At 70.2% G+C, this 12,580-nt stretch carries 9 protein-coding genes; 4 read left to right on the top strand and 5 right to left on the bottom strand.

Going from position 1 to position 12,580, the window contains the following annotated elements; translation table 11 throughout:
- The 3 genes from DQP58_RS23200 to DQP58_RS23190 form a co-directional block, all read right to left on the bottom strand.
- Nucleotides 1-1,518: NAD-dependent epimerase/dehydratase family protein (locus DQP58_RS23200; RefSeq protein WP_112710510.1), on the bottom strand; the 1,518-nt coding region annotated here is incomplete at its 3' end.
- Nucleotides 1,519-1,631: 113 nt separating this feature from the next.
- Nucleotides 1,632-3,116 carry an acetyl-CoA acetyltransferase gene (locus DQP58_RS23195; protein WP_112710509.1) on the bottom strand — a complete coding sequence of 495 codons (1,485 nt, stop codon included), beginning with the start codon at nt 3,114-3,116 and terminating at the stop codon, nt 1,632-1,634.
- Between the two features lie 83 nt (nt 3,117-3,199).
- Nucleotides 3,200-5,602: a CaiB/BaiF CoA-transferase family protein gene (locus DQP58_RS23190; protein WP_112710508.1), complete on the bottom strand. Its 2,403-nt coding sequence runs from the start codon at nt 5,600-5,602 to the stop codon at nt 3,200-3,202.
- Nucleotides 5,603-5,817: 215 nt separating this feature from the next.
- On the opposite strand from DQP58_RS23190, the gene DQP58_RS23185 reads away from it, so the two are divergent.
- From DQP58_RS23185 to DQP58_RS23170, 4 genes are all read left to right on the top strand, one after another.
- A complete protein-coding gene (locus DQP58_RS23185; RefSeq protein ID WP_112710507.1) occupies nt 5,818-6,735 on the top strand; it encodes an undecaprenyl-diphosphate phosphatase in 918 nt (305 codons plus the stop codon).
- A 107-nt stretch (nt 6,736-6,842) separates the two neighbouring features.
- A complete protein-coding gene (locus tag DQP58_RS23180) occupies nt 6,843-7,691 on the top strand; it encodes an SDR family oxidoreductase (protein ID WP_112710506.1) in 849 nt (282 codons plus the stop codon).
- 45 nt (nt 7,692-7,736) lie between these two features.
- Entirely contained in the window at nt 7,737-10,130 is a 2,394-nt protein-coding gene (locus DQP58_RS23175) for a phosphoketolase family protein (protein WP_112710505.1), read from the top strand.
- A gap of 81 nt (nt 10,131-10,211) precedes the next feature.
- Entirely contained in the window at nt 10,212-10,973 is a 762-nt protein-coding gene (locus DQP58_RS23170; RefSeq protein ID WP_112710504.1) for a CPBP family intramembrane glutamic endopeptidase, read from the top strand.
- A gap of 6 nt (nt 10,974-10,979) precedes the next feature.
- Here DQP58_RS23170 and DQP58_RS23165 read toward each other — a convergent pair whose 3' ends face one another.
- The gene (locus tag DQP58_RS23165; protein ID WP_112710503.1) at nt 10,980-12,008 is read right to left on the bottom strand and encodes a zinc-binding alcohol dehydrogenase family protein; all 1,029 of its coding nucleotides are present in this window, start codon (nt 12,006-12,008) and stop codon (nt 10,980-10,982) included.
- A 46-nt stretch (nt 12,009-12,054) separates the two neighbouring features.
- Nucleotides 12,055-12,360 carry a GlsB/YeaQ/YmgE family stress response membrane protein gene (locus DQP58_RS23160; RefSeq protein WP_112710502.1) on the bottom strand — a complete coding sequence of 102 codons (306 nt, stop codon included), beginning with the start codon at nt 12,358-12,360 and terminating at the stop codon, nt 12,055-12,057.
- Nucleotides 12,361-12,580: the final 220 nt, after the last annotated feature.

The following is a 12,580-nucleotide window of genomic DNA, read 5'->3' as shown; positions in this document are numbered from 1 at the left end:
GCCCACCCCGGACACACTGCGCCCCGCCTGGCCGCGCACCGGGGTCGCGGCGCTGACGCCGGCGTCGATCAGCCACAGCGCGGTGAGGATCCAGCCTTGATGGATGCGATCGCGCAGCAGCCGCAGCCGAACCTGCAGTGCGGCCTCCGGCAGCAGCGCCAGTTGGCCGGCGTCGAGGTGTTCCCCAGCCGCGGCGGCGCCGTAGGCGCGGGTGTCGGACCGCAGGTGGCGGAGCAGCGCCACCGACCGACCCGCCACGACGGCCTTGGCCAGCGAGCCCAGGGCGCCGCCTACCAGGGCCGGCTCACCGAACGGCAGCGGATCCCCGATGTGGGGCTGGCCGACCAGGGCGTCGCGGGCGAGCGCCTCCCGATCCCAGCCGGGCAGCTGAGCGGCGGCGACCATGTTGACCGAGACCCCCACGTAGGGACGATGGCCGAACACCGCGATGGCCCTGCTGGCCCATTCCTCGTCCACCGCGCCGCCGAGCGCGAGCGCCTGGCCCAATACCCTGCTCGCAGTGCGCAATCCGCTCAATTGGACGTCAAGCGTGATCGGGGTGAGCGGTCCGGGCAGCGCCTCGTTGAGGGGGGACGCGCTGAAGACGGGAAACCTCGGATCGATCTGGTCGTCGAATTCGCCCTCGATGCCTTCCGGTGCCGCACTGCGCGCGTCCTCGGAAGGCCGTCGGGAGTGGGCCAGCACCTCGACCGGGAGCGCGAGCCGCCCGCCGTGATTGATCGCGCCCGCGGTGTCGGGTCGGCGACCGACGAGTCCGCGCGCGGTGTCGGCGACCGCGTCAAGAGCGTGCCAGCCGAACTGGAACGACCAATCTTCTTGTGCGGCGAAAACATCCATCTCGGGGACCAGTCGCGACCAGCTACGCACCCGATGCAGCCGGGACCGCGGGTCGGCGGCACGCAGCACCCGCCAGGCGGTGACCAGGTTGACGGTGTCCGGGCTGGCGAGGTCCACCACACCGGTGCGGTCGGTGTCGAGCACCGACACCAGAAAGCGCATCAGGTCGTCGAGATGAAGCACCCGCATGGGTTGGGTCGAGACCTTGGCGCGCAGCAGGGTGGCCACGGTGCGGCACACCGTCCAGTCGAGCTGGCGACCGACCGGTGGCGCGATCCGGACCACGACGGTGGGTCCCCAACTCGACGAGACCAGGTCCTCGGCCGGCCGATACAGCTCGGGCCGGCCGGCGGCCTGCGACACGAACAGCAGCCGGGACCCGGCGCGGGCGGCGGCATCGGTCACCCGTGCGAGGCCGTCGATGTCCGCGCTGCCCGGGGCGGTCGGGTCGATGGGGGCCAGGTGGATCACCGCGTCGGCCTCCTCGGTCAGCTCCCGCAGGACCCGATCGCGCAGCGACGCGCAAACAAACTCGACGTTGCGGTCCAGGCATGGATGGGGCAGTTCAGCAATGCCGGTGACCGTGTGCCCGGCAGCGATCAGCTGCCCAGCGACCAGCCGCCCGAGTGCGCCGGTGGCGTCGGTAACCAGGATGTGCACCTGGGCTCACCTCCCCCAACCCTCAGCATTCAACAATAGGCAAGTAGGCGTGGGCTACGCGACCGTTGGTCCGGTAACGGTTCGGTGACCTGCCGTGATGTTGCCGGCCGGGGCTATTGCAGCGTCGCGCTGCCGTCCGCGGCGACGGCCGCCTTGGCGCCGCCAATGTCCTCCCGGACCGACTCCTGCGCCGCGGCGGGATCGGTGACCACGGCCATCGCACGCGCCCCGTCAGGCGTACGGACGGCCAGAAAGGCCTTCTCGGGCCGGCCCTCGCGGTCGAACGGGGTCGTCCAGGCCTCCACGGTGCCGACGCCTTCCCACCCGACCGCCGCGTCGGTCGTCGGCTCCCGATCGACGGCGGGTTGCGTGTCTTCCCAACGGAATTCGGCCGGCGGCTCGGTGCTGTACACACCGAAGCTGTGTTTGGTCAGGTAGCCGCCGTTGGCGGTGATCAGGCCGCGCCGGCCCGGATTGGCCACCAGCAACTCCGCCATGGTGGCGATCGAATGCATCACGTAGTTGCTCCATGGCCCGCCCGCGAACGTCAGACCGCCGGTCACCGTCAGCGGGCGGGCGGGATCGTCGACGCTCAGCCCGAGCTCGGCCGCCGCCACCTGAACCGCGGAGGGGAAGCAGGAGTACAGGTCGACGTAGTCGATGTCGTCGATACCCACGCCGGCCAGCTCGAGCGCCCGCGCGCCGGCGATCCGGATCGCGGTCGAGCGGTGCAGTTCGTGACGTTCGGCGACCGACGGCGTGTCGTGGGCGTCGGTGCCCGCGTGCGGGTAGACCCACCGCTCGGCCGGAATCTTGAGCCGGGTCGCCTCCCCGGCCGAGGTCAGGACCAGCGCCGCGCCCTGGTCGACCATGTTGTTGGAGTTCATCAGCTTGGTGTAGGGCCAGCTGATCATGCGGTTCTGCGGACCCGCGCGGCGGATCTCGTCGGCGCTCGACGGCTTGCGGATCCAGGCGTTCGGGTTGCCCACCGCGACGGCGTTGAACCGGGCCCACAGCGCCCCGATGCGCTCGAGGTGATCGTCGATCGACTCACCGTTCGCGATCCGCAGCGCCTCCTCGAACAGCGGATAGACGTAGGCGGGCCGGTCCAGGGAGATCCGGATCTCGGCGTCACCGGCCATCGGGACGTCGTCGGCGCTGATTTCGGCCATCGGGACCGAGTGGTCCTGCTCGGTCCACACCAGCTTGGCGCCCTTGGCCCGCAACCCGCGCCGGGTGCGCCAGGTTTCGGCGCCGGCCAGCAGCACCACCCTGGCGTGGCCCCGCTGGATGTCCAGGCAGGCCTGGTTGACCAGCGACTGTGGCACGTTGCCCCCGACGGGGCTGTACAGCGTGCTGAAGTCCGTCGCCCCGATCCGCTGGCCCAGCAACAGGCCCGGGTCGCGGTATTGGGCCGACAGGATGTTGACGATGCGAATGGAGTCGACGGCCTGGATCACCGCGGGGTCGGCGGCTTGCTCGGCCGCGGCCACCATCAGGTCCATCGGCTCGATCGAGCGGCCTTTCGGGTCGATCTCGTCGCGATGGTTGACCTGGCCGTAGCCGATCAACACCGGGGTCCTGGGGTCGACGCTCATGGGAACGAATTTAGCGTGGCTATGGATCTGGCCCCGTCGGGCCTCGCCGTGGCGCCCGCCCGGTGGCGCTGCGGGCTCGACCGCTAGACGGTGTCGGCCGGGGCGGACAGGACGCCGTTGTCGAGCAGCCGCTCGATGTCCGCGGGATTCATCCCGAGCACCTCCCGGCAGATCTCGACGGTGTGCTGGCCGGGCAGCGGCGCCGGGGCGTGGCGGGCCGCCGGGATGTGGCGATACGGCGCCGGACCCGTCTCGGCCGGCAACGGATTGTCGATCAGGGGATGCGTCATGGGGCTGTAGACGTTCCGCGCCACCAGCTGGGGGTCCTCGAGCACGTCCGGCGGGCGGTTCATCGGCCCGGCCGGGACCCCGGCCGACTGCAACAGTTCGGCCGCCCGCAACGGGGTACGGGTGCGGGTCCACCCCGAGACCAGCTCCACCAGCTCGCGGCGATGGGCCAACCGCGCCTCGCCGGTGGCGAAGCGCGGGTCCTCGGCCCACCCGGCGTGATCGAAAACCCAAGCGGCGCGGCGCCATTCGTCGTCCGACCGGATCGAGATGACGCACCATTCGTCGTCGCCCGCGCAGGGATAGACCGCATGCAGGCCGGTGTCCTCGCGGATCTGCGTGACGCCCGCGGCCAGCGCGGCCTCGGTGACGTACAGCGTGTCGAGTTGGTTGACCACGACCTCGGCCTGCGAGATGTGGACGTGGGCGCCCCGGCCGGTCCGGCCGCGGTGGATCAGCGCGGCCAGCGCCCCGATCGCGGTGACCCGGCCCACCACGTGGTCGGGGAATACCGTCGTCGCGTCGTAGAACCCGTGCCGGCCCGCGGCGGCTTCGTCGGTCGCCTCGTCCGACGTCCACAGCCGGGTGACCCCGGTGGTGGCGCGCACCAGTGGGCCATAGCCCAGCCGCGCGCTCCACGGCCCCGTGTCGCCGAACGCGCTGCTTTCGGCCAGCACAATGCGCGGGTTGAGCGCGCGCAGCTCGTCGTAGGAAAACCCCAGTGCGCCAAGGGTTCCCGGCTTGAAGTTGGCGAAGACGGCGTCGGCCTCGGCCACCAGGCGGCCGAAGATCTTCTTGCCCTCGGCGCTGCGCAGATCCAATCCCAAGCCCCGGTTGTTGCGGTGCGTCCAGGCGAAAGACTCGCTCATCGCATCGCCGATCCGGGCCTGCCGCAGTCCGTCCGGGTAGTCGACACTTTCGACTTTGATGACGTCGGCGCCCAGGTCGCCGAACAACCGGCTCAGCTCACCGCCGGCCACGATGATGCCCAGATCCAGAATCCGCAGCCCCGCAAAGGGATAGTCGCCGAGCCGGCCCGAGGACGACGGCACCACCGACGGGTTGCCGCGCCAATACGGCTCGTCGCTTCCCGCGGCGGGGACCGGCGTCCGAAAACCCGCCCGGCGGCCGTCGACGACGAAATATCCGGTCGGCACGGCGGTGCGCACACCGGGGACCAGTTCGGCCTCGGTGATCGCACCCACCGCCTGGAAGTGTTCGGACCCCAGGATCGCAGCGGGCGTCAGCACCGCGGCGATCGGCACCCCGTTGGCCTGCCCGGCGGCCACCAGATCCTGCATGGTCTGCCCGGCGAACAGCTCCCGGATCAGCTCGCTGATCTGCGGCCAGGCCGCGAACCGCTCGCCGATCGCGTCGAACTTCGGGTCCTGGAACTGCTCCGGCTCCCCCAGCCAGCGCCGCAGGCCGCGCCACTGCCGCGGCGCCATCACACACAGCCGGACGTAGCCGTCCCGGCACCGATAGATCGGGTAGGCGTCCTGGTTCTTCGGCCGGCCCCGCCACCGCCCGCTGCGGCGGACGCCGGCGGCGGCCTGCCCGTGCGCGCCGAACGCGGGATCGAGCGCCATCACGACGGCGTCGAACCAGGAGAAGTCGATGTAATCGCCCGTGCCGCAGCGCAATCGGTTGTAGTACGCCGCAAGCGCGGCCCACGCCGCCTGGACGGCGGCGGTCGCCGAAGCGATGCCGTCCGGCGGCAACACGGGCCTGCCGGTGGTGGGGCCCGACCGCGACAGCGCGCCGCACATCGCGTACAGCACCGGATCGGTGGCGCGCCAGGACGACCGCGAACCCGTCGCACCGAAGTCGGTGATCGAGAGCACCACCAGGTGGGGGTAGCGGGCCGCCAACTCCTCGCCAGAGGTCCCGAACATGGCCCCGCGCTCGTCGGCGCCGGTGTCCACCAGGATGTCGGCCTCGGCGGCCAGTTCCAGGAAGCGGGCGCAGTCCTCGTCGTCGAACGGGTCGAGCACCGTGCTGCGCTTGTTGGCGTTGTGCACGGCGAACGGAATGCTGGCGCCGCGCAACGTGGGCAGCGCATCGCGTCCCAGGCATCCGCCCGGCGGCTCCACCTTGAGGACGTCGGCACCCAGGTCGGCGAACAGGCGGGTGACGGCGTCGGCGACGCCGCTCGACAAGTCGAGCACACGCACGGCATCGAGCAGCCCGTCGGCCATCTGGACACCGTACCTGCCTGGTCAGGCAGCTGCCCGTCGGGCATTCCCCATGCGGATCGATCGCCGGAACGTCAAAGTGCCGGTTGGGCAAGCTGATTCGGCGCAACGGCCGATCGGCGGTCGGTGGTCGGTCGAAGACCCGCGCCGGCGCGGCGTCGGCTATCGTCACAGGCCGATCCGCCAGGCCCACCCGTCGTCTCATGGAGGCATCCCGTATGACCGCGCACCTGAGCTACGTCGAGGCCGTGGTGGTCGGCGCCTTCCAAGGCGTCACCGAGCTGTTCCCGGTGTCCAGCCTGGGGCACGCGGTGCTGGTGCCCGCGCTGGCCGGCGGGCGATGGGCTCAGGACCTCAGCGTCTCGGCCCCCAAGTCGCCCTACTTGGCGTTCATCGTGGGCCTGCATGTGGCCACCGCCGCGGCGCTGCTGCTGTTCTTCTGGCGGGACTGGGTGCGCATTCTGACCGGGTTCTTCACCTCGCTGCGTCATCGCCGGATCCGGACGGCCGACGAGCGGCTGGCCTGGCTGATCGTGGGGGGCACCGTCCCGGTGGGCCTGGCCGGGCTGGCGGCCGAACAGCTGTTCCGCACCACACTCGGCAGGCCGGTCCCCGCGGCGGCCTTCCTGTTGCTCAACGGGATCGCGCTCTACGCGGGAGAAGTGCTGCGCCGGCGGGTCGCGCCCGAACCGGATGGGCCGGCGGCGACCGGCCAGGAACTCGAACACGGCGACGAGGCGTCGGACCGCCGGCTCGCCCAACTGCCGCTGCCCCGCGGCGTGGTGATCGGTGCGGCGCAGATCCTGGCGTTGTTCCCCGGCATCAGCCGCTCGGGAATCACCATCGTCGCCGGCCTGTGGCGGGGCCTGTCGCACGAGGACGCCGCGCGGTTTTCTTTCCTGCTCGCGACCCCGATCATCCTGGCCGCGGGGGTGTACAAGATCCCGGAACTCTTCGGGCCGCTGGGGGCGGGGATCGGGGGCCAGGTGTTGGCCGGCAGCGTCGCCTCCTTCGTCTGCGCCTACCTCGCCGTGCGCTTCCTGACGCGCTACTTCCAGACCCGGACGCTCACGCCGTTCGCGATCTACTGCGCCCTGGCCGGCGCGGCCAGCCTGATTTGGTTTGCCCTGCGCTGAACCGGAGGGCACCGGTCACCGGGGGTTGTTGCGCGGGGCGACTTCGAGTGCTGTGCTTAGCCCACTGTCGTAGTTGACACCCGTCAAGAATCTGGAGGGGACCGGGCATGGCAGACACGGCTTCCGTCGCGCGCAAGGTCAGCGACAAGGTCATCGTGATCACCGGCGGCGCCCGGGGAATCGGACTGGCCACCGCGACCGCGCTGCACAAGCTGGGCGCCAAGGTCGCCATCGGCGACATCGACGAGGTGCGGGTGAAGGAGTCGGGCGCCGACCTGGGCCTCGACGTCTACGGAAAGCTCGACGTCACCGACCCACACTCGTTCGCCGACTTCCTGGACGAGGTCGAGCGCCAGCTCGGCCCGATCGACGTGCTGATCAACAACGCCGGCATCATGCCCGTCGGCCGAATCATCGACGAGCCGGACGCGGTCACCCGCCGGATTCTCGACATCAACGTCTACGGCGTGATGCTGGGCAGCAAGCTGGCCGCCCAGCGCATGGCCCCCCGCGGCACGGGGCACGTCATCAACGTCGCCTCGCTGGCCGGTGAGCTCTATATCGTCGGCCTGGCCACCTACTGCGCCAGCAAGCACGCGGTGGTCGCGTTCACCGACTCGGCCCGGCTGGAGTATCGCAAGGCCGGGGTGAAGTTCTCCCTGGTGTTGCCCACGTTCGTCAACACCGAGCTGGTCGCCGGCACCCCCGGCATGAAGGGCTTTCGCAACGCCGAGCCCGCCGAGATCGCCGACGCGATCGTCAACCTGGTCGCCCACCCCAAGCCGCGGGTGCGGATCACCAAGGCGGCGGGCGCGATGGTGGTGTCCCAGAAGTTCTGGCCGCGTCGAATCGCGGAGGGGCTCAACCGGATGCTCGGCGGCGATCACGTCTTCACCGACGACGTCGACGTGGCCAAGCGGCAGGCGTACGAGGCCCGCGCCCGCGGCGAAGAGTAGCCGGCGCACGAGCATTGTTCGCCGAAGGCGCGGACAATCGGCCCAGTGAGCCTAGAAACCCGAACCTCCGTGCCCGCGCAATCTCCGCTCTCCGACGACGAACTCGCTCTCATCGACAAGTACTGGCGTGCCGCCAACTATCTCTCGGTCGGCCAGATCTACCTCCTCGACAACCCGCTGCTCACCGAGCCGCTGTCCACCGAACACGTCAAACCGCGACTGCTGGGGCACTGGGGCACCACGCCCGGGCTCAACCTCGTCTACGCACACTTGAACCGGATCATCCGCAACCGCGACGCCGACGTCATCTACGTGACCGGCCCGGGCCACGGCGGCCCCGGGCTGGTCGCCAACGCCTACCTAGAGGGCACCTACAGCGAGGTGTACACCGGCATCGAGGAGGACACCGAGGGGCTGCGCAAGCTGTTCCGGCAGTTTTCCTTCCCCGGCGGCATCCCCAGCCACGTCGCCGCCCAGACACCGGGCTCCATCCACGAGGGCGGCGAGCTGGGCTACGCGCTCGTGCATGCCTACGGCGCCGCCCTGGACAATCCGTATCTGGTGGTGGCCTGCGTGGTCGGTGACGGCGAGGCCGAAACCGGGCCGCTCGCCGCCAGCTGGCACTCCAACAAGTTCCTCAACCCGGTGACCGACGGCGCGGTGCTGCCCATCCTGGCGCTCAACGGCTACAAGATCGCCAACCCGACGGTGCTGGCCCGCATCCCGCACGACGAGCTGGAATCGCTGCTGCGCGGCTACGGCTACCGGCCGATCACGGTCGCCGGGGACGACCCGGCCGACGTGCACCAGCAACTGGCCGCGGCGCTCGACGACGCGTTCGACGACATCGCGGCCATCCAGAGCGCGGCCCGCGGCGGCGGCGAGGTCGAGCGGCCGGTGTGGCCGATGATCGTGCTGCGCACGCCCAAGGGTTGGACCGGGCCCAAGGTGGTGGACGGCAAGAAGGTCGAGGGCACCTGGCGCTCGCATCAGGTGCCGTTGTCCGAGACGCACGACAATCCCGAACACCGCGCCCAGCTCGAAGAGTGGCTGCGCAGCTACGCCCCCGAGCAGCTGTTCGACGAAAACGGCAGGCTACGTGAGGAATTGCGGGCCCTGGCGCCCACCGGCGATCGACGGATGAGCGCCAACCCGCACGCCAACGGCGGCCTGCTGCTGCACGACCTGGACCTGCCGGACTTCCGCGACTACGCGGTGGCCGTCGAGCGGCCGGCGGCCACCACGCACGAGGCCACCCGGGTGCTGGGCACGTTCCTGCGCGACGTGATCGCCCGCAACCGGGATCGGTTCCGGCTGATGGGGCCCGACGAGACGGCGTCGAATCGGCTCGACGCCGTCTACGGCTCGACCGACAAGGTGTGGCTCTCGGAGGTCGAGCCGGACGACGAACACCTCGCCCCCGACGGCCGGGTGATGGAGGTGCTCTCCGAGCACCTGTGCCAGGGCTGGCTGGAGGGCTACCTGCTGACCGGCCGGCACGGGCTGTTCAACTGCTACGAGGCGTTCGTGCACATCGTCGACTCGATGCTCAACCAGCACGCGAAATGGCTTGCCACCAGCCGGGAACTGCCGTGGCGCCGACCCATCGCGTCGCTCAACTACCTGCTGAGCTCGCACGTCTGGCGCCAGGACCACAACGGCGCGTCCCACCAGGACCCGGGGTTCATCGACCTCGTCGCCAACAAACGTCCCGAGCTGACCCGCGTCTACCTGCCGCCGGACGGCAACACGCTGCTCTCGGTGGCCGACCACTGCCTGCGCAGCCGCGACTACATCAACGTCATCGTGGCCGGCAAGCAGCCCGCGTTGACCTACCTCGGCACGGACGACGCCATCGCGCACTGCACCCGCGGGCTGGGCATCTGGGACTGGGCGAGCACCGCCACCGACGAACCCGACGTCGTGCTGGCCTGCGCCGGCGACATCCCCACGCTCGAGACGCTGGCCGCCGCCGACATCCTGCGCCGCGAGCTGCCGGACCTGGGGGTGCGGGTGATCAACATCGTCGACCTGATGCGGCTGCAGCCGGACTCCGAGCACCCGCACGGCCTGCCGGACCGCGAGTTCGACGCGCTGTTCACCCGCGACAAGCCGGTGATCTTCGCCTACCACGGCTATCCCTGGCTGATCCACCGGCTCACCTACAGCCGCACCAACCACGCCCACCTGCACGTGCGCGGCTTCAAGGAGCGCGGCACCACGACCACGCCCTTCGACATGGTGATGCTCAACGACTTGGACCGCTTCCACCTGGTGATCGACGTCATCGACCGGGTGGACGGGCTGGCCAGTCGCGCCGCCATGCTGCGCCAGCGTATGGTCGACGCCCGCCTGGCCGCGCGGATGTACACCCGCGAGCACGGCGAGGACGACCCGAAGATCTCCGGCTGGACCTGGTCGCCGAGCGACCAGGGCTGACACCGGGTTTCGGGGGCTGCCGCGTGCGTAACGACCATCTCGTCGAACGTCGAGGCGGATAGGCGCCGGTAAACTGGTCGGATGCTTGACGCCACCGGGACCGCCCGCATCGAGCCCCTGGTGTCCCCGCTGGCGGCGCCGCACCGATTCCGCATCCACCTCGACGTCGCCGTCGTCGTCGCGGTGCTGGTGCTGACCAACCTGATCGCGCACTTCACCACGCCGTGGGCGAGCATCGCGACTGTGCCCGCCGCGGCCGTCGGCCTGGTGGTCCTGATGCGGTGGCGCGGCCTCGGCTGGGCGGACCTGGGTCTGGGCCGCGAGCACTGGAAACCCGGCCTCGGTTACGCGGTGGCCGCCGTGGTCGTCGTGGCCGCGGTGATCGCGGTGGGCGTCCTGCTGCCGGCCACCCGGCCGATGTTCATGAACAACCGCTACGCCACGATCTCCGGGGCGCTGATCGCCTCGATGGTCATCATCCCGCTGCAGACCGTGATTCCCGAGGAGCTGGCCTTCCGCGGCGTGCTGCACGGAACGCTCAATCGGGCCTGGGGCTTTCGCGGCGTCGCGCTGGCCGGCTCGCTGTTGTTCGGGCTGTGGCACGTCGCGACGTCGTTCGGGTTGACCAGCAGCAACGTCGGCTTCACCCGGCTGTTCGGCGGCGGGATCGTGGGCATGGCCGCGGGGGTGACCGGCGCGGTGCTGGCCACCGGGGCGGCCGGGTTCGTCTTCAGCTGGCTGCGCCGGCGTAGCGGCAGCCTGATCGCGCCGATCGCCTTGCACTGGTCATTGAACGGCCTTGGCGCGCTGGCGGCCGCGTTGGTGTGGCACCTGTCCGCCTGACACGGTTCACACCAGCAGCACCGCCGCACCGGCGATGCGGCCGGCGCTCAGATCCGCCAGCGCCCGATCGGCCTGTCCCAGCGGATATTCCGGCGTCGTCACCTCGATGTGGTGCTTGCTAGCGAAGTCGAGGAAGGCCCGCGCGTCGGCCCGGGTGTTGGACGTGACCGATCGGACCTGGCGTTCCTGGAACAGGTGGCGCTGGTAGTTCAGGTTCGGGATGTCGGACAGGTGTATCCCGGCGATGGCCAGGGTGCCGCCGCGGTCCAGCGCCTCGAGCGCGGGCAGCACCAGATCCCCCACCGGGGCAAACAGGATCGCGGCGTCCAGCGGCACCGGCGGCGGATCGGCCGCGCCCTGAGCCGACGCGGCGCCGAGCTCCAACGCCAGTTCCTGCGCCCGGGCTCCGCGGGTCATCACGTGCACCTCGGCGCCTTGCGCCAACGCCACCTGCGCGGTGATGTGCGCGCTGCCGCCGAAGCCGTAGAGGCCTAGGCGGCCGCCGGGTGGCAGCTCGGCGCGCAACAACGAGCGGTAGCCGATGATGCCCGCGCACAGCAGGGGCGCCAGCTCGCTGTCGCTGTAGCCGCTCGGTAGTGGGTGCGCGAATGCCGCCGGGACGGTGGCGAATTCGGCGTAGCCGCCGTCGGCGTCCCAACCGGTGTAGCGGGAGTGGGGGCACAGGTTCTCGTCGCCGCGACGACAGTATTTGCAGACGCCGCAGGTGTGGCGCAGCCAGGCGATGCCTACCCGATCGCCCACCCGGAATTCGCCGGCGGCCGCTGCGCCCATCTCGATGACTTCGCCGATGACCTCATGGCCGGGAGTGACCCTGGCGCGGTGCACCGGCAGGTCGCCTTCGGTGACATGCAGGTCCGTGCGGCAGACGCCGCAGGCGCGCACGGCCACCAGCAGTTCGGACGGTCCGGGTCGCGGTATCTCGGTGGTGACTTGTTCCAGCGGGCCGGTGTTGATCGGCCCGGGTCGACGTACGCGCCAGGCGCGCATTGCCGTGGTGGTCACCGGTGGAGGCATCAATCCATCATGCCGTTAACCACCACGGCCGCAACGGGTTAGAAGGCTAGGTTCTGCGGACTAGACGTGCAATCCACAGCAGGACGACGGCGCCGAGCAGGGCGACAAAGAAGGTGAACCAATATCCGCCGCTATTGACGTCTACGCCCACAAGGTTGAGGACGACCCCAGCGACGAAGGCGCCGACCACGCCGATCACGATGTCCATCAGGATGCCGGAACCGCCACCCCTGACGAACCTGCTCGCGAGCCAGCCTGCGATTCCGCCGATGATGATGTAGCCAATCCATCCGATACCCGTCTTGCCGTTGAGGTTCGCGGCAAGAAATTCGGTTGCTGCCATGACGGTCATGAAAGTCTCCTTGCAATCGCTGGCAAAGCCCAGCTAATTGCTGGGCGTCATTCCGGTATACCCAGTTTGGGTCACGAAATGAGTGCCGAATCGGAGACGGTTGACCAGTCGGTTTTCCGTTGCGGCCCAACCGGTCGCCGGAGCGGTCAGGCCGACAAGGTCTGCTGCGGTGTCGGTGTGGGGGTCGGGCTCACCTCGGACGCGGGCGCCCCACCCGGAG

Source organism: Mycobacterium colombiense, assembly GCF_003284975.1.
Taxonomy (GTDB): Bacteria; Actinomycetota; Actinomycetes; order Mycobacteriales; family Mycobacteriaceae; genus Mycobacterium; species Mycobacterium europaeum_A.
Note: the sequence above shows the minus strand (reverse complement) of the source record. Positions and strands in the feature narration are given on the sequence as shown.